14 protein-coding genes and 1 pseudogene are annotated in these 16,923 nt (G+C 53.5%); 5 read left to right on the forward strand and 10 right to left on the reverse strand.

Annotated elements, in window-relative coordinates:
- Positions 1 to 18 precede the first annotated feature (18 nt).
- Both AC0YNV_RS33435 and AC0YNV_RS33440 read right to left on the reverse strand, forming a co-directional pair.
- Positions 19 to 3,873, reverse strand: coding sequence for a glycosyl hydrolase family 2 protein (locus tag AC0YNV_RS33435; protein ID WP_475771910.1), 3,855 nt, complete (start codon positions 3,871 to 3,873; stop codon positions 19 to 21).
- A 225-nt stretch (positions 3,874 to 4,098) separates the two neighbouring features.
- On the reverse strand, positions 4,099 to 4,269 hold the full coding sequence (locus AC0YNV_RS33440) for a hypothetical protein (RefSeq protein ID WP_475771911.1): 171 nt from the start codon (positions 4,267 to 4,269) through the stop codon (positions 4,099 to 4,101).
- Positions 4,270 to 4,575: 306 nt separating this feature from the next.
- On the opposite strand from AC0YNV_RS33440, the gene AC0YNV_RS33445 reads away from it, so the two are divergent.
- Entirely contained in the window at positions 4,576 to 4,773 is a 198-nt protein-coding gene (locus AC0YNV_RS33445) for a hypothetical protein (protein WP_475771912.1), read from the forward strand.
- A gap of 308 nt (positions 4,774 to 5,081) precedes the next feature.
- Positions 5,082 to 5,477 (forward strand): hypothetical protein, encoded by a 396-nt coding sequence (locus tag AC0YNV_RS33450; RefSeq protein WP_475771913.1) that lies wholly within the window; start codon positions 5,082 to 5,084, stop codon positions 5,475 to 5,477.
- Positions 5,478 to 6,367: 890 nt separating this feature from the next.
- On the opposite strand, the gene AC0YNV_RS33455 is transcribed toward AC0YNV_RS33450, so the two are convergent.
- A complete protein-coding gene (locus tag AC0YNV_RS33455; protein ID WP_475771914.1) occupies positions 6,368 to 7,594 on the reverse strand; it encodes an epoxide hydrolase family protein in 1,227 nt (408 codons plus the stop codon).
- A gap of 75 nt (positions 7,595 to 7,669) precedes the next feature.
- Positions 7,670 to 8,116, reverse strand: coding sequence for a MarR family transcriptional regulator (locus tag AC0YNV_RS33460; protein WP_475771915.1), 447 nt, complete (start codon positions 8,114 to 8,116; stop codon positions 7,670 to 7,672).
- 412 nt (positions 8,117 to 8,528) lie between these two features.
- On the opposite strand from AC0YNV_RS33460, the gene AC0YNV_RS33465 reads away from it, so the two are divergent.
- On the forward strand, positions 8,529 to 8,687 hold the full coding sequence (locus AC0YNV_RS33465; RefSeq protein ID WP_475771916.1) for a hypothetical protein: 159 nt from the start codon (positions 8,529 to 8,531) through the stop codon (positions 8,685 to 8,687).
- A gap of 68 nt (positions 8,688 to 8,755) precedes the next feature.
- Positions 8,756 to 9,211 (forward strand): GNAT family N-acetyltransferase, encoded by a 456-nt coding sequence (locus tag AC0YNV_RS33470; protein ID WP_475771917.1) that lies wholly within the window; start codon positions 8,756 to 8,758, stop codon positions 9,209 to 9,211.
- An 89-nt stretch (positions 9,212 to 9,300) separates the two neighbouring features.
- Here the strand turns inward: AC0YNV_RS33470 and fosB are convergent, their stop codons facing one another.
- On the reverse strand, positions 9,301 to 9,729 hold the full coding sequence (gene fosB / locus AC0YNV_RS33475; RefSeq protein WP_475771918.1) for a metallothiol transferase FosB: 429 nt from the start codon (positions 9,727 to 9,729) through the stop codon (positions 9,301 to 9,303).
- A gap of 55 nt (positions 9,730 to 9,784) precedes the next feature.
- Positions 9,785 to 10,546, reverse strand: coding sequence for a GNAT family N-acetyltransferase (locus AC0YNV_RS33480; RefSeq protein ID WP_475771919.1), 762 nt, complete (start codon positions 10,544 to 10,546; stop codon positions 9,785 to 9,787).
- A 313-nt stretch (positions 10,547 to 10,859) separates the two neighbouring features.
- On the opposite strand from AC0YNV_RS33480, the gene AC0YNV_RS33485 reads away from it, so the two are divergent.
- Positions 10,860 to 11,507 (forward strand): hypothetical protein, encoded by a 648-nt coding sequence (locus AC0YNV_RS33485; protein WP_475771920.1) that lies wholly within the window; start codon positions 10,860 to 10,862, stop codon positions 11,505 to 11,507.
- Positions 11,508 to 11,733: 226 nt separating this feature from the next.
- Here AC0YNV_RS33485 and AC0YNV_RS33490 read toward each other — a convergent pair whose 3' ends face one another.
- The 4 genes and pseudogenes from AC0YNV_RS33490 to AC0YNV_RS33505 form a co-directional block, all read right to left on the reverse strand.
- Entirely contained in the window at positions 11,734 to 12,171 is a 438-nt protein-coding gene (locus AC0YNV_RS33490) for an alpha-L-rhamnosidase C-terminal domain-containing protein (RefSeq protein ID WP_475772009.1), read from the reverse strand.
- Positions 12,148 to 12,549 (reverse strand): annotated as a pseudogene (locus AC0YNV_RS33495) (alpha-L-rhamnosidase-related protein); the annotation flags it as partial. The pseudogene AC0YNV_RS33495 and the gene AC0YNV_RS33490, both read right to left, overlap by 24 nt.
- A 15-nt stretch (positions 12,550 to 12,564) precedes the next feature.
- On the reverse strand, positions 12,565 to 14,319 hold the full coding sequence (locus AC0YNV_RS33500; protein WP_475771921.1) for a family 78 glycoside hydrolase catalytic domain: 1,755 nt from the start codon (positions 14,317 to 14,319) through the stop codon (positions 12,565 to 12,567).
- 61 nt (positions 14,320 to 14,380) lie between these two features.
- Positions 14,381 to 16,912: a glycoside hydrolase family 95 protein gene (locus AC0YNV_RS33505; protein WP_475771922.1), complete on the reverse strand. Its 2,532-nt coding sequence runs from the start codon at positions 16,910 to 16,912 to the stop codon at positions 14,381 to 14,383.
- Positions 16,913 to 16,923 lie beyond the last annotated feature (11 nt).

Consider the following 16,923-nt stretch of genomic DNA (forward strand, 5'->3'; position numbering starts at 1 on the left):
GCATCTCAAGTCAGCCCGCTACTCACTGATTCTCACCGGTCCATACAACCCTCCGGATGGGAAGATCGGCTGCCATGCGGATTCATCCTTACGGGTCCAGTACATGATGGCGTTGTTCGCTCCGACTACGCTGGATGGCCGGCCGGTTTCATAGTGGGTGCCAAGCGTGTTGGTTACGCGTATGCGCAGCCGGTGCGGACCCGCTTCCAGACTGCCGCAGGCATACCGGTATGGCCGCCATAAACGAACGCCGGCAGGCCTGCCGTCAATCCACACCTCCGCCGTCCCCCGGACATGTCCGAGGTCAAGGGTGAATACGCCCTTCTTGTCCGTGCGGAAGGCATGCTCATATTCCACTACGCCGCTATGATGCGGCAAACAAAGCGCTGTGCGCCAGTCCCCCAGCTCGCCGCGCACCTGCGAGGTGCGGAAGCGGATCGGCGCTGTCAGCACCGCCGCTTCGGATTCGGCGCCGTCCGGCTCGATGCGGACGGCAACGCATGCTCCGGCAGACTGCGGGGCGAATACCGCTTTGCCGCCGCGCAGCGCAATCTCTGAGCCGTTCAGCCAAATCCGCGCCCGTCCGGTATGGCGCAGCTCCATTTGGTCCGCTCCCGCCGGAAGAGGGAAGCGGATCCAGACCGGTCTGCCGATCGCAGAGGAATCGGCATGAAACGGCAGAGGCTCGCTCACCGGAACGGAATCCGGCATCAGCCAGCCTACGCCTTTAAGCGGATGGGGACGCGGCGCGATCCAGAGCGTCTCCGTCTCGGCGAACTGCAGCACCGCTTCATGGTAGACAAGCGGCGGCTGTCCTTGTTCGTCACGCCAGTCCGGTCCGGTGCAGAATACCGTCCTTCCCCCGTCCTCATAATCGATAATGCCGTCTATCAGCACTTCCCCGCGCCCCTCGGGCAGCGTTATTCCGACCTCATTGAGTCCGCTGCGCCACCACTGGGTGACATCCAATTCTTCCTGTCCCTGGCGGATATACGGATTGAAGTCTCCATGCTCGGTAATGATGCTGCCGTTCACATGGAGAGCGGCCCGACCCCGTGCCGCGAACTCGATCCGGACCTGCCGCACTGGACGATCAGGCGGGCAGTTCAATTGGGTGGCCAGCGCCGATTTCAAATTCGGGCTCTGCACATAGACATATTTGGGCAACGGCTTCCCCGCCTGCCTGTTCACTTCAATTCCGGCCCGGATCAATCCTGAGGAAAGCGCCGCTGCCCGGATCAGCAGCTCATTGCTGCCTGAGTCCAGCTCAACCCAGGCCGTCTGCTCCTCGGGGCCGCCGGCAAATTCAATGACCAGGCCGTTCACGCGGCAGGTCAATTCCGCATTGCTCTCCGCCCGAATCCAGTACCGTCCGGCTTCAGGCGCAATGACATGCGTCCGCGCCCAGACGATCTCGCCCTTCCCGGCCCGTCCAAGATTCAGATAGCGGCGCGGAACTCTGCCCATTCTTCCGGCCCAGGTACGGAAGGACAGATCGCCGAATGTTTGGCTGTAGACCACAGGCCAGGCGGAATCCTCCCGGAAGCGGTCTCCTTTGCAGGCCAGCCAGTAGGCCGATTCGCTCCACAGCCTGTCGAGCCATGCCGAGTCGTCGTATTCCGGCCGCTGCCAGCCCGCCTGCTCGCCTTCAGATCCGCCGCGCTCCAGACTGACCCTGAACTGCCGGCGCTCAATGCCAAGAAGTGCCGTCTGCCCGTCATGCAGGTCGAAATCGCCATAGCGGTTATCCAGCGTCGGTACGGCCGTAACATTCCAAGGGCCGTCCAGCTCCCGGCCTGTTCCATCCGGTATCGCTTCGTCGGGATCAGCGGCCCTCAGGCTCACGGAACGGGCCGGCTGGCCACCCGATTCCGCACGATTTTCCATAACCGTCCCGGAACCCTTCTCCAGCATCGAAACAATCAGAGCAGCAGGCCAATCAGTGAATGGAATATCCAGCTCGACCCATTCTCCGGCGCGTTTATGGGGAAGCGGTCTGCGTCTGCCGGTCACCGGATCCCACAGCTCTGGCTCACCGGCTGTGCGCAGCCGATATGGCGCCGTACCCGGCATGACCGCATCCGGCCCGGCCGGTTGATGCATCGCCAGCAGGCCTTCCGGCGGCAGCAGCAGGAAAATATCCGCATCGTCCGTTTGCCGCTGCAGCGTCATGCCGTCCCCTATAATCCGCTTGGGCAGTCGCTCATCGATCAGCAAAGCCGCCTCTTCCGGCGTATCCACATAATACGCGCCAGCAAGCTGCCTCTCCCCTTCGGGGACGTCGACCGCAACGACCCAGCCGCCCTGGACGATCCATTCCTCCAGCTTCCACTTGGCTTCTTCATCCATTACGGTCGTTCCGCACAGCATGACGACCGAGAAGCGTTCTCCGGCTATGGCAAGCTGCTTTCCGTCGCAGGATCCCTTGGCAAGCGCGGAATCGTCAACGATATCGTAATCCCGGCGGATTCTGCGAAGCTCTCCCACATCGTCAAGCTCCTTGCGGTTCCACCTGCCGGTCAGCTTCTTGTACACCTGATCGATGCGGCCGACCGCGTCATTCGGAACCCGGTTGGATACAGCCATCGGATGCTCATCCCTGCCGCCATCCTCCAGTGTCATCAGCCCGCATACCGCATAGGAAGGATAGTGGACCGCCACATCCGCTATATGCGTTCCTTCACTGAGCAGGCCGCATACCCGGCTGACAGTATCGGCGAATACCGGGTAATGCTCATAATACGGCTGCCTCCAGCCCGTATCCGGCGGCGCCCATTCCCACCAGCCGCCCCGCGTGCTGTAATACACAGCATGCGGGCTGTACAGCGTAGCGCCGGCCTGGAACCATGGGACAAGCCAATGCATCGTCTCTTCGAGCGTGCCGCCCCACCCGCTGGAATGAAACGCCTCCAGCCATACCCGCTTGCCGCCATGCAGGTGGACCATTGAGGAATGCGGCTTGATCTCGCCGTCCATGTCCGCTCCGGCCGAGTTGTACCAGCGGTGCGTCCGAAAATAATCCAGGTACAGCCGCTGCGCTCCGTGGACCTCGACGCGTCTGGCCGGGCCCGCCTGATCGCAGCCGATGAGCATATTATGCTTCTCATGCCAGGAACCGACCGGGATGAAGAACGACTGCTCCGCAAGCTCCGCGGCCAGGCGGTAGACCCTTCTGCGCACCGTTTCCGCGCCTGGTGCGTCTTCGAACAGCGCCGGAATAAAAGGCGCAAGCTCTTCTCCATACCGCTTGCGGTAGGCTTCGGATACTTCCGGCGTCCACAGCGGCAGCGGCGGCAGCTCATCCTGAAAGCTGCCGGCCAGCGTCCTGCCGAGATCATGCGGGAAACGCCGCTCGAATTCCCCGTGTATGCGGTCAATGAGCAGGCCCGCCGCCTCCGGATCGAGCCAGTTGAAGCCCTGCCTGACCGCCGCATAAATATAGCCGCCCTGCTCGGTCAATTGCATGGAGCCTTCGGGAATCTCATCGGCCGACCGGAACCGGCGTAGCTGATAGCCGGCAAGCTGCGGCTGATCGGCTACGATGCGGGCCAGCAGATTGGCGCCGGAGAACCCGATCTGATCGTAGAACCACAAATACATGCCCAGGCGCTCCGCTTCCCGCAGCGCCACCTCGAATAACCTCCACCAATCTTCGCTGAAGAACACCGGCTGATCGCCGACGGAGCCATACTGCGGGCCTGTCGGGGCAAGCTGAATAATCCCGATATTTCGCATGCCCCCGGCATGAAATTTCTGAAGCTGCCAACGAACTCTCTCCTCGGTTACCTCCTCGCCGCTCCACCACCAGAACGGCACAGGCCCATAACGGGGATCAGCCTTGGCAAAACGCTGCTGCATCTGCTCTAAACCCATCGATAGAAGCCTCGCTTTCCATAGTTAACTATTTATTATGTTAGCGCTTCCCGAAAGGAGATTATAGAGAACGATTTTCATATTCGCATGCTGATTTTTAATGAGGAGGCCGGTATTGAATTGGTGGAAATCCTATCTTGTAAACTAAAAGGGAGAATAACTGCAAAAAAAATGGCTGATCAGGTCTCTAACACCCTGATCAGCCACTTTGAAGCCTGCTGAAGATTAAACTTTATTTTTGAAAACACCATTCAGGCTTGGCACTTTATCGGCAGCATTATCGCTTGTCAGCGTCTGATTATCTTCAGTGGCATTATCCTCATTCTGTTGATTGTCATGCTTATCCGTACGATTATCTGCTCGCTGTGTTTTTGGATCGGCGTTATTGTCAGGCATATCATTCACCTCCATTTTCTCCCTTAGTATGAGAAGATGGCTTGCATTTTATTCCAGCGGTCCTATAAGCTGCCGATACTGACGTGTTCATTTCGTCAAGTGCGGGAATTCATACGGCTGCACCGACTTCTTTTTGCTTGTGGGTATGTATGTTCCGTTTTCATGATTGCCTTAATATTGACTGGGCTGCTCCTGTCTGATAAATACATTGCTGCTGTTAAGCCTTCCGGAAGCTCGTCTGTAAACCAAATAACTTATTGAACAAGTTCTGCTTCATTTCCGTAGAAAGTTGAGGAGATATGTTTTGTGAATTCCGACGATTTTGCCATCGGAAAAGAACGTACGTACAATACCGGTAATCACAACCTGCGCGGCGAAATGCTTCTTCTGCTGCTGCTCAGTTATTCGCTTTTGCTGCGCAATGTGTGGGGATGGAAGGTAGCCTTTTCAAGTGTTTTAGTGAAAATGCGTAACTGGAAAGACAACTTTTTTACAGTTAGATAAGCCTTAAAGAATAAAAAACCATTCTCTGTTCATTGATCCCATGAAAATTTATAGTGTTGTAATAAAAAAATGAATGCCTATGGAAAAAACATTTGATAATTGACTTAATAAATCTCCGCATGATATATTGTGCATACACGAAATACACAATTTGATTAAGGAGACACGGAATGCTGGCCTTAGACATTCGAAGCTTACCCAATTTTCAGTTAAGAGACGTATCGCTTCAGCTTCCTAGACGAAGTTATTTCGCTGTTGAAAAGTAGGAGACGTACTATTTTAAAATTTCACAAAGGAGATGCATAGCCATGAAAGGTTTAGACAGAATATTTCTTATCGGAGCGATGCTGCTGGTTGTCGGAGTCGTGTGGGCGCTTACGATAAAAGACATTGGAACGAAAGAGTGGATTTTGCTATTGTTGATAATTGTATTGGGCTTCATATCCGGGTTAATTCAAGGGTGGGTAATATTTCTTAACAAAAGCGGAAAAATGGGAAATGGCAAAATGAAATTCTGGATAGTTGGAACACTTATAGTGTTTGTTGCTCTGAAAGTCGCAATGAATATAGTGATTCCATCATATTTAGCTACGGATGGGATTGGGATCTTGGAATCTATCATTTTTGTCATTGGGGGACTTTTCATCGGACGTTCTTACTACTCCCGTCTTCATCCGGTGAATGTAGCCGATAGACCATTATGAGGATTGGAATATTGGTTTTGGCCTATAAGGCTTACAGAACAATATATCTAATGATTTAAAATTAAAGGAGAAAATAGAAATGACTGATAAATTTAAATTCTTATACGTAATTACAGCAATTTTGGTAGTTGTTTGGCTATTTATTTTACCGTGGTATAACTTTCCAGCCTATTTGGAAGTTATAGTAAATGTCGTAGCTATTGTATACTTTGCGATTACCATCAATTATGTCAAAAATCATAAAAAGCAATTCCTCAAATAACACGCAAGTTTTTATTAATTAATAAAACTGCTATACAGTTGAAAATTTCTATTTAAGGATAAACAGTGACTTATACCGATGACCAATATTTGTCGAGTTATTCAATTTAAGGGGATCGTTGCCTTTAAATTAAACACAATGGCAGCCGACCAGCCCCAGCTACGTATCCGGAGCGTCTACAGTGAATGAAATTAAGTCAAGCAGAGTTTTACGACGAGCTGTAAAATACAAACGGATAAAGTACACAATACAACGTCTCTCAGGACAGCAATGAAATTACTAGTGCGTGCGCCGATCGCGCCGAACCGGTGCCTTCGGGAAGAACAACCATGAGCGCACGCTTCTGCTTCCCCGCGCAGCTGGTCCCAGTGTCCTCGAAGTGTGCCAATGGCGTTGAACTGATGCCCCCGGACTACGATCAGTCTACAACTTTATTTTCCTAACCTAGTACTTTATTAAAAATTATCAAGACCTAATCATAAGAAAATCAAATAAAATAAAGGGTTCCACATATTATGCATGACTAATATGTGGAACCCTTTATGATTAACTATCGTTCGCGGTTAGTTCAATAGCAAACGACCAAAGAACCGCAATCCTTTATTGAAAGCTTGATCTGTTGAATCTCTTATCGACGTCCTCGGAAGGTTCGGCGCAAATCCTCAACCCACTTGTCCGGAATTTCCCAGGGGATGAAGTGTCCTCCCTGCTCGTGAGCGGAAATGTTGACGTGGTTGTACCAAGGAGCGCGATCGCTGTCGAGAAAATTCGGTACGCGATTTTCGGTCGTGATACCCGGCGGATTTTCGTAGCCCACAAAGGTTATACCGGTTGGTGCCTCAATGACAGGCGAGCGACTATGATCGGGTGTCCATGGATATCGGTTATTGTTCGCATAGACGCGCATCGAGGTTTCGATGGCGTTGTTTACCCAGAAGATTGTTGCGTGTGTAAGGATGTCGTCCTTAGTAAAGACATTCTCGACGTTGCCTTTATTGTCACTCCACTTCACCCATCGTTCCAAGATCCATGCAAGCATTCCAACTGGCGAGTCGCACAGTCCGAATGCGAGTGTGCCGGGATCAATAACGTGTACGGCGAGGTGCGATGCAAAGCGGCGATCAATTTCCAGTATCTTAGATCGAATACTCTCAGGGATATTATCAGGTAGAGGACGGCCTCCGGCAAAATCCCAGGCGCGATCCCCGTTAAAAAAATTCAGCTTTAGAGCAGACCCGATATGTATTGCGTAGAGCTCGTCACTATATTTGTGTCCCAGTTGACCGGTCACGAGAGCACCTACATCGCATCCCCCAGCCGCGTATTTCGCATAGCCGAGAGTATCGGTCATGAGCGTATGCCAGAGATCGGCAATTTTCCAAAAGTTCATGTCTGGATTGTTTGGCAGTGGCGTCGAGAATCCAAAGCCAGGAAGTGAGGGCACGATTACGTCGAATGCTTCAGCCGGGTCGCCCCCGAATGCGCCAGGGTCCGCTAGTGGATCAATGACCCTGGACCAATGCCAGAACGTCCAAGGCCAACCATGGGACAGGATCAATGGTACAGGTTTAGGCCCCACGCCAGGTTTACGCATAAAGTGCACAGGAACTCCGTCAACATTTACTTTATAGTGTTCGTAGGCGTTGATCGCCTTCTCGGATTTGCGCCAGTCAAACTCGTTAATCCAGTAGTCGACGAGTTTCTCAAGGTAGTTCCGACTAACACCGTAAAACCAGTCATCATTACCGGCATCGAGAGGCCATCTGGTGGACTTTAAACGATTTTGAAGATCAGCAAGTAACTCATCCGATACGTAGATCGGACTCGGTTCAAGCAAGAAAGGAGCTGTTGTCATAAGTGTTCCTCCTTGTATTCGTTTGTTTCGTCCGTCACTCGGGTATGAACAACGGAAATGCAACCGCGACTGAGACTACGAATCGGTTCCCAGTTCGACCAGACGCCTCAATGCGGGAATTGCGGATGCAATTGCCCGTTTTTCCTCCTGAGTGAGCCCTTCACTGAATTTCGAGAGCTGCGTCATACGATTCAAACGACGCGATTCAATAACATTTGCTCCCAGCGCGGTAATATGCACTTGAACGACTCGGCCATCATTTGGATCTGGTCGGCGCTCGACGAGCCCGTCTCGTTCAAGTCGGGTCACCAACTGTGTGATTGCCGACTGCGTAACTTGCTCATTAACTGTCAACTCAGTAAGCCGCATGGGACTCTTGAGGGACAACGTGTGCAGGACGGAAAGTGTAGTGAAGCTTAGTTTTTCAATTGACGGCAACCGAATGAAAATCCTCGTTAAATCTTCGAAAACCATAGCGAAGTCGCTAACGTTCAACTCAGTCAGGTTATTTTTAGGTTCCATGAATAAAACTATATCACAAACTTATATAAGTATCTAATGTAAATTTAGTTGGCCAAGACTCCAAACCAGCTTAAAGACGTTGGGTTCACGCCTCCATTTCAACGAAATCATGTTCTCTACTTGCGTCACCCAGTGCTTTGATTTTGCGTTTTAACGTTTCGACGAGTACATCCTTATTCGCATCGTTCATCTCACGCTTTATTTGCTTGGCTATCTGCGATTGTTTCTTTCAAAGTTCTTGCAATTAACAGACACCCGTGAAGAATGGGAAAAAGATCGCTGGGATGTAAGGATACTGCACAAGTCCATTAATGCTTGGGGCATCAGGTGTGTACCAGGAACGGGCAGTAAAGCGGCATTTCTGTTGCTTTACCGTTCAAATCTGTGGGATAATTTATTTGAGGTGGATACTATGAAACGAAGAATATTCATGGGTTTAGCCATAATAACCGTCATGGCAGCCATTGCCGGCTGCGGCCATAGGGAACCGGACAGCAGCCAAGGCTCTCGCCATCAGGATACGGGCTGGACGGTCTACCGCCCCGTCAATCCGTCTTCCGAAGAGCGTTAGCGTCAAGGACGTCTGCAGCGATGCGTTTACCTGTCAAATAAATCATAGAGACTGCGGAGTGATTTTTTATGGAGATTAAACCGGATGACCTGACCGGGTACGAAGTGGCTGCATTAATCGGGGAGCATCTTCAGAGTATGACGCTTCATTCCCCGCCGGAGAGCATCCATGCCCTGAATCTTGAAGGATTGAAGAAACCGGAAATCACCTTCTGGAGCGCATGGGAAGACAACGAATTGCTTGGCTGCGGGGCGCTTAAGGAGCTGGATGGCCGGCATGGAGAGATAAAATCAATGCGGACCTCTGCGGCGCATCTGAGAAAGGGCGTGGCAAGGAGAATCCTTGAACAAATCATGGAAGAAGCCAGGCAGCGCGGCTATCAGCGGCTAAGTCTGGAAACGGGCTCAATGGATGCTTTCGACCCGGCCAGAAGACTCTATGAAAGTTTGGGATTTCAATATTGCGAGCCATTCTCGGATTACATAGAAGATCCGTACAGTGTATTTATGACAAAGGAATTATAAGTGCCAAGTGGAGCAATCTCAGCGGTGATCGACGAGTTGCTCCTGCAATCCGATTATTCTTAAATCTGTCTGCTGCAGGGAGTCCAGGTTTATTCCTCATAAAAAATCATGTGCGATTTATCGTTTTTGTAATAAGAAAGCCTGTCGTGCAGCGTTCCCGTATGGAATTCAAATTTATGCCCATCAGGGTCAGTGAAATAAACTGACCTTTTATCCCTCTCATCCCGTTTGCGCCCTGCGAGAATATTGACACCCAGATCTTCAAGTTTTTTTACCGCGGCATCAAAATCTTCGCTTTCCACGCTAAAAGCTATATGCGTATAGGAGTACTGGATTTCATTTCGCGGAATATCATCCTCCACATTTAATGCCAACCATAGTCCGTTCAAATCAAAATAAGCCAGCTTGCTGCCTTTGACCAATAACTTTGCACCAAATACATCCTTGTAAAATGGAATGGATTGATCTAAATCGGCAACAGAAAAAAGCAAATGATTCATGCTTCCTATTTTCAACATTGTCCGCTCCTTCGCACTTCGTATTCGTTGGAGTCACTATCATGATGTTTGTTTGTTACCGGGCATATAAGTGAATCCAGGCTGGCCAGTAACCTAAACTAACTGCCAACTGACTGGACTGGAGATTGCTAATCTCGGTTGAATAATAGGGTAGTATACCCTCATTTAATATCGCCTTCGTCAGGGTGCCGACAATGGCTTTGCCAATCCCCAGACCTTGGTATTCGGGTACGACATCCACACCGATCTGCCACATTCGCTCACAATCCCCGGACGCTCCGGCGATGCCTACAATCTTTCCGTCACACTCGGCAATCGACGCCAGCATATCAGGACGGGAGCTGTCCGCATGATAGGAGAGCGCATTTCTAAAATTCTGATGCTCGTAGAGATTGGTGACGTCGTTGCGGTCATAAGTTGAAACGGTTATTCCCTGCGGAATATTAAAGCCTGTAAAATCATCGCTGGAACAAACATATTTCTGAACAGGTCCGGCTATATGCTGATGATCTTTTTGCACATAATCACCCATTTTGGCAATGGATTGCATGGAAAAGATCTGCCCGCGTGCGAGCTGCATAAAACTTTGTCTTGCCCATTCTAATCGTTCAGGATTACATGAAACAACGACCCCTCTGCCCATTGTTACAATGCTTAACACATGTTCGCGAATTGGAAAACGAAACCTCCCCTCTCTTATCTCAGCTTTGTGAACGGATACCCCGTCAGCAAGAAAATCAGACTCGCTGCAAGAAAGATCTGCTGACAGCACAGTTTGAATGGTTTGTATGGCTGATTCCCTGTGGGAAGCGATCATATTGCACCCCTTTTCATCTTAATCCGCAATAGCAGCTTCGTTGCCTATAGCTTTTATTGTAAATTCAATAATGTTGAATGCATAGTTGGTGCCATGCAATTGGTTTCATTTTCTTCCCATTTTGTCATGAAACACACCATAAATTAATCATGCAAGCTCTATTGCCCCGCAGCAATTCGTGCCGGATACGACAGCGGACGTGCAGCAGTTTATTGGGACGAAGCCCGAAAACTCCAAATTCCAATTTTACCATTGTAAGGAATACCCCTCCGTGGTAAATTAAACTGACGTTATCCAGAGGGGTGGAGGTTCAATGATGATCAGCAAATTTAAAGCTTTCTGCATCGTTATGATCATAAGCATACTGGCGTTGTCGATATCTGGCTGTGCGCAATCGGTAGAAGCTGAAACGCCCGAGCCCACAGGACCTGCTGAAATAACAATGACTCCTGTTGATCTGTTCAAGGGCGACGGAGCAAAATTTCAGCCCTTTCTGGGCTACATATCCGGAGCATTTAAATTACGCTATGAAGGAAATAAACCACATGCAAAACTGGATATCGATATATGGAAAAATGGCAGGATAGCCGCTTCAGCCGGCTCTATCGGTGATTTGTTCTTCAGTTCGGATGCCCGGAAGAGCGGCGAGATCGAAGTCATTATTTCAATCGACAACGTCTCCATCGAGGGACAGAATCCATTTAACACGATTAAAGTCGGTACTCTATACGACTCCGGATCAGGCCTCGTAACCTATACCATTCCCTGGGAAAAGCAGTTGACTGCACGGGGATTAATCTTTAATAACGAACCGCGTACATTCGTTGCCGGTGAACCTGTTCATCTATGGGGCATGCAGGCATCGAGCAACAACGCAATACAATCCGCGGACCTCTCCCCGGAATCGTTAAGCAAACTCGAATGGGCACTCATCTTTACTTTGCGATATGAAGATGAATGATCTCAAACAACCAGAGGAGAAAGCAGACCGTTCCTTGGGACTAATGGAAAATGACATAAAGCCTGCCGCCGTCATGCGATCCTTGCGGGATTCCAGCTGTTAAGAATTCCCGTGGAGCGAATAAATCGCTGTCTCCGGCAAAAAAACAAGCGTCCCCGCATGATGCGAAAACGCTCTCCATCCAAGGCAGCTTGCAACGAAAATGCAGGGCCAGACGGTTAATATTTTATGGCCTAAATGAATGCCCGCTTTGTTCCATCCGATGCCGCTGTGCCGCTGTTATGATGCTCTCGAAGATATATGTACCCGACCCGACGGCATACAAGGCGTATCCGTCTTCGTAGCTGATTTGCTTAACTTCATGCGCAGCAGGATCTCCGTCCCTTCCCGTCTCCCTGGCAGATTCGGCGGAAACAGCCGGCACATAGACCAGCGCATCCGTGTTCACGGGAATGTCCACGGTCATCCGGAACCCGTTCTCTCCGCAGCGTTCCCACCGTACTGCAGTCTGGCCGGCAGGCGTAAAGCATAGTCCGTTGACATGGCTCAAATCTCCCACTACGGCAGGCTTCACCGTGATCCGGAACGCTTGCTCCTCGTGGTCGAACCTGGTCGTGATTCCTGCCAGCCCTTGATAGAACCATTCCTCAATATGTCCGAGCATAAAATGGTTCTGCGATTTGCCGACCGTCGGACCGTCCCAGGCCTCTGTCAGCGTCGTCGCCCCGTTCGCGATCTGATAGCCGTAGCTCGGATGGTCGGTCTGCCTGGTCATCTGGTAGATAACATCGGAACGCCCATTGTCCGACAGCGCCTTGAGCACGTAGCGGTGGCCGACATCCCCGGCATTGGTATGCCAGCCCCTCTCCTCGATATCCCGTACAATCGCACCCAGTATCCCTTCGCGGTTATCCGCTTCGGCCAGCCCGAGAACAAGCGGCAGAGCGTTCGCCGTCTGGCTGCCGCCGGCATAATGACCGGTGTCCGGATTAAAATATTCCGCATTGAATGCCTGCGCGAGCGCAAGCTTCAATTTTTGGAAATATGCGCCATCCTCCTATCCCCGATTGCCGTATTGAAGCAGCAGATCCCAGTTTGAGATAATATAAGCCGCCCCCCAGGAGACGGAATCTCTGAACATATCCCACGGCGGCTGAAAAACGATATATTCGGGAGCGGTGGTCGGAATCATGCCGCTTGGCTGCTGCGCATCGCGAATATCCTCCATCACCTTGGAGAAGATGGTCTCCACATCGTAGTTGTACATGACAGACGGCCCCATCAGGTGCAGCTGTTCCAGCCAGCCCAGCTTCTCGCGGTGCGGACAATCCGTAAATACGCTCTTCATATTGCTTAGAACAGCCCAATTGATAATCTCGTGAATCCGGTTGATCATATGATCTGAACATTCAAAGCCGCCCGTTTCGGCGATATCCGGATATATCATCTGGCCCTCGATTCCAAGCAGCACAGCCCTCCCCGATACCGGCGCCGCCCCGCGCCGTAATGCCTGATCCATGCCCGGCTCCGCGGCATCCTCCAAGCCAGTAACGGTGCCGGTGTCTTCGGTATCGTCCGGGAGCGGCTCTGCGCCCTCTACCTGCACATAACGAAACCCGTAATAGGTAAAACGCGGCCGCCATACTTCCACACCCTCCCCCTTCAGGGTATACGTCAGTCTGTAAGGAGCTCCGGACATCCGCTGATCCGGCCCGCTGCCCTTCAGGCGTTCGCATGGCGTCAGGATGATCTCTGCTCCGGCCGGACCGGAGACGGCAATCTCGGTCCAGCCGGAGAAATTCTGGCCCAGATCGATCAGCCACACGCCGGGCGCTGTCTGCATCGCCTTCTCAGGCCGAAAACGGCGCTTGACCTTCAGCGGCTGCGCCTGCTGTACCCGCAATGTCCCGAGCGGTGCGGCCGTTTCCGCCGCCGCTGCCCAGCCCTTGCCCCCGGCGGCGGTGAAGCCGGGACGATCCCAGCCCGGCTGTTCGCGGCGGGCGTCGTAGTCTTCACCCCCGTATATGCAGGCGAAGGTGATTGGTCCCTCGCATGCGCTCCAGCTCCCGTCGCTGGCCACGGTATCGTTCGTGCCGTCGGTATAATACAGCTCCAGCTGGACGAGGCATTTGGGCAGGCCGAACGAATTCTTGAACTTCGTGTAACGTCCGCCGCTGACGTTGTAGAAGCCATTCCCCAGCATCATCCCCGCCGCATTGACGCCTATGGCGAGCTGGTCGGTAATATCGTATACCGAATACAAGCAGGTTCTGTCGTAATGCGTCCAGCCCGGCTCCAGCTCGCGGTCGCCAATCTTCGCACCGTTCAGCCGCAGCTCGTAATGGCCAAGTCCGCTTACATAAGCCCTTGCCCTTCTCAGCGGCTTGCGGACGGCGAATTCCCGCCGCAGCAGAGGCAGCGGAGAATCTGGTGACGTCATCCCCTCAGGCGCTCCGATCCAGCGGGCCTTCCAGTCATGCGCGTGAAGCAGGCCGGTTTCCCACCAGGAGAGGGCGCTCTCCCACAGGTTGCCCTCCCGGTCCCACACATTTACCCGCCAATAGTACCGTGTCGCGGATTCCAGCGGAGCTCCCGAATACGCAATACAGGTATGCCGCCGGCCGGGCTGCCTGCCTGAATCCCAGACCTCGGCTTCTTCCTGCTGCTGAATCTTATAGACACGTATCCGGTAGGCCGACTGAATCACAGAGCGCTCTCCCTGGCTCCTGTAAGACCACCCGAAGCCCGGTGTCAAACAATCGACGCCAAGCGGATGCTCCCTGCCTTCAACCTTCAATCCCACAATATTCATCGAACCGTTCCTTCCCCTGTCATTCGTTTCGTTTCAGCGCTTCCCTGGCGTGGCCAACCATTTAGCCGGGCGTAATTTCATAGGATTCTCCGGCCCTGGTATTGAAAATAAGGAGGGAACCCGTACGGCTGCGGTCCTCTACGGACTGCTTGCGGCCCCAAGACTGCTGCGATTCCGCATATTGACCGGACAATGCGGTGCGTTCCAACTCCGCGGACTGCACAGATTCTGCGGGTTGTCTCGATTCCACAGCAGCTTCTGACCGGTCAGGTCCTCCCGGTTCGGCCGCCGGTCTTGCTCCCGCCAGCCTGAGCGGCATATTCGCCCGGATACGGCATTCTCCGCCGGAGCGTGAACGGACGGCTGCCCGGGTCAAGCGGCCATCGGCCCATTCGATGTCCAGTTCGAAGCCGCCGCGTGCGCGAATTCCGGTGATCCGGCCTGCCGGCCATGCCTTCGGAAGCGCGGGAAGCAGATCGATGCTGCCGTCATGGCTTTGCAGCAGCAGCTCGGCAATGCCGGCCGCCGCGCCGTAATTGGCCTCCAGCGTGGTGGGATACCAGCTCAGCTTCGGATGACGGTGGGCGTTGAGCAGATTGGGAAACGGGTTCTTCAGCAGCTTGACCAGATAGCCGTGCGCTTTCTCGCCGTCCTCCAGACGGGCATATTGATTAATCAGCCAGGCGAAACACCAGCCGATCGTATCTTCCCCTTCATAAACCGCGCGGCGCTCCAGGGTGACGCGGCAGGCTTCCGCCAGCTCCGGCCGGACGCGCGGCGTAATCTCGCTTCCCGGATGAAGCCCGTACAGATGGGCCGTATGGCGGTGCCCCGGCTCCGCTTCCTCGAAATCCTCCAGCCATTCCTGGAGCTGGCCGTGACGGCCGATTCGCAGCGGATGAAGCCTGCCGCAGGCCTCCTTCAGCAACTCGCGGAAGGCTTCGTCGGTATCCAGCGCAATGCTGGCCTCGATGCAGTTCGTGAACAGCTCCCGGATCAGCGAACGATCCATCGTCGAGCTCATGCTTACCGCCGACTTGCGGCCGTCCGGACCGATGAAGGAATTTTCCGGCGAGGTGGACGGGCTGCTCACCAGATGTCCTCCGCCGTCCTCGACAAGCCAATCCAGACAGAAGCGGGCCGCGCCCTTCATAAGGGGATAAGCATGATCCTCCAGAAAAGCAAGGTCCCCGCCGAACCTGTAATGCTCCCAAAGATGCTGACAAAGCCAGGGACCGGCCATCGGCCAGAACGCCCAGCTCGCTGAGCCCTTGGTCGGACCGCCGGAAGGGGCAGCCGACCGCCACAAATCGATGCCGTGATTGGATGCCCAGCCCCCGCAATTATAGTGGACCTGCGCCGTTCTGCCTCCCGTCACAGCGAGCTCCCCGATCATATCGAACAGCGGTGTGTGGCATTCGCTGAGATTGCCGGTTTCGGCCAGCCAGTAGTTCATCTGCACATTGATATTCGCCGTGTAATTGCAGGTCCAGGGCGGGCGGGTCATCGGGTTCCAGATCCCCTGAAGCGTGGCTGCCTGCGTGCCGGGACGGGAGCTTGCGATCAGCAGATACCGCCCGTAGCGGAAGAACAAGGCGGCCAGATGCTCATCTGCTTCCCCCGCCCGGAGCGCCTTGATCCGCTCATCCGTCGGCAGATCGCTCCGGCCGGGAGCATCCAGCGTCAGATCGGCGCGGTCGTAATAACGCCGGTGCTCCCTGATGTGGCGGCTGCGCAGCTCCGCATAGGGAAGCTGCGCAGCTGCGTCCAGCCACCGGCTGCAGCGGATGCCGGGGTCCCGCCCCTCCCTTACCGGGTCCTTGTCAAAGCCGTTGTAGCTCGTATCCGCCGTCAACAGCAGCGTGACACAATGAGCATCCCGGATGAAGATGCGTCCGCCATGCACCTCCAGCCTGCCGCCCTCGTTCAGTGCCTGCAGATGAATTTCGAAAGTCATCCCCTCGCCGCCGCGGTCGAATACCACTTCATCCGCCTGGATGAAGTTCGGTTCCACATGGTCCGGGGCCTGTCCCCCGAGCAGGATGCCGCCCTGGCTTCTCCTGCTCACCCGGAAGGGCAGAGGACTGCTCAGCGAAGCCTCCAGGCTGAGCTTGCCCGGCTTATCCGCCTCAAGCCGCACGACCATAACCTGATCGTCGGCCGACACGAAGGTTTCGCGGGTGTAAGTGACACCGTTGTATTCATAGCTGGTGCGGCAGACCGCTTCTTTCAAGTCCAGCTCTCGCCTGTATGCCTCCACCTGGACGCCGTGTCCCAGCTCGATCTCCAGATGGCCCATGGCCTGGTAGGATTCGCCCCATGGGCCGAGCATATGCTCCTCGATCAGCGTTTGCGCATCGGCATACCGCTCCTCAAAGATCAATCGCCGGGCCTCGTCCAGATAGCGCGAAGCTTCGGCATTGTTGCCGTCGGTCGGATGGCCGGACCATAATGTGTCCTCATTAAGCTGGATGCGTTCCCGTTTGATGCCGCCATATACCATGCCGCCGAGCCGACCGTTGCCGACCGGCAGCGCTTCTTCCCACTCACCCGCAGGCGTGCGGTACCAGAGCTTCGAATTTAATGCGTCCATCGGTTCCATTG

It is taken from the genome of Paenibacillus sp. JT31N11, assembly GCF_056269285.1.

Excerpts from the sequence above, each read along its gene's own strand:
- AC0YNV_RS33440 (WP_475771911.1), bottom strand. The coding sequence starts at position 4,269 with ATGCCTGACAATAACGCCGATCCAAAAACACAGCGAGCAGATAATCGT.
- AC0YNV_RS33455 (WP_475771914.1), bottom strand. The coding sequence starts at position 7,594 with ATGACAACAGCTCCTTTCTTGCTTGAACCGAGTCCGATCTACGTATCG.
- AC0YNV_RS33505 (WP_475771922.1), bottom strand. The coding sequence starts at position 16,912 with ATGGACGCATTAAATTCGAAGCTCTGGTACCGCACGCCTGCGGGTGAG.
- AC0YNV_RS33485 (WP_475771920.1), top strand. The coding sequence starts at position 10,860 with ATGATGATCAGCAAATTTAAAGCTTTCTGCATCGTTATGATCATAAGC.
- fosB (WP_475771918.1), bottom strand. The coding sequence starts at position 9,729 with ATGTTGAAAATAGGAAGCATGAATCATTTGCTTTTTTCTGTTGCCGAT.
- AC0YNV_RS33500 (WP_475771921.1), bottom strand. The coding sequence starts at position 14,319 with ATGAATATTGTGGGATTGAAGGTTGAAGGCAGGGAGCATCCGCTTGGC.
- AC0YNV_RS33465 (WP_475771916.1), top strand. The coding sequence starts at position 8,529 with ATGAAACGAAGAATATTCATGGGTTTAGCCATAATAACCGTCATGGCA.
- AC0YNV_RS33460 (WP_475771915.1), bottom strand. The coding sequence starts at position 8,116 with ATGGAACCTAAAAATAACCTGACTGAGTTGAACGTTAGCGACTTCGCT.
- AC0YNV_RS33480 (WP_475771919.1), bottom strand. The coding sequence starts at position 10,546 with ATGATCGCTTCCCACAGGGAATCAGCCATACAAACCATTCAAACTGTG.
- AC0YNV_RS33470 (WP_475771917.1), top strand. The coding sequence starts at position 8,756 with ATGGAGATTAAACCGGATGACCTGACCGGGTACGAAGTGGCTGCATTA.
- AC0YNV_RS33490 (WP_475772009.1), bottom strand. The coding sequence starts at position 12,171 with ATGCTCGGACATATTGAGGAATGGTTCTATCAAGGGCTGGCAGGAATC.
- AC0YNV_RS33450 (WP_475771913.1), top strand. The coding sequence starts at position 5,082 with ATGAAAGGTTTAGACAGAATATTTCTTATCGGAGCGATGCTGCTGGTT.
- AC0YNV_RS33435 (WP_475771910.1), bottom strand. The coding sequence starts at position 3,873 with ATGGGTTTAGAGCAGATGCAGCAGCGTTTTGCCAAGGCTGATCCCCGT.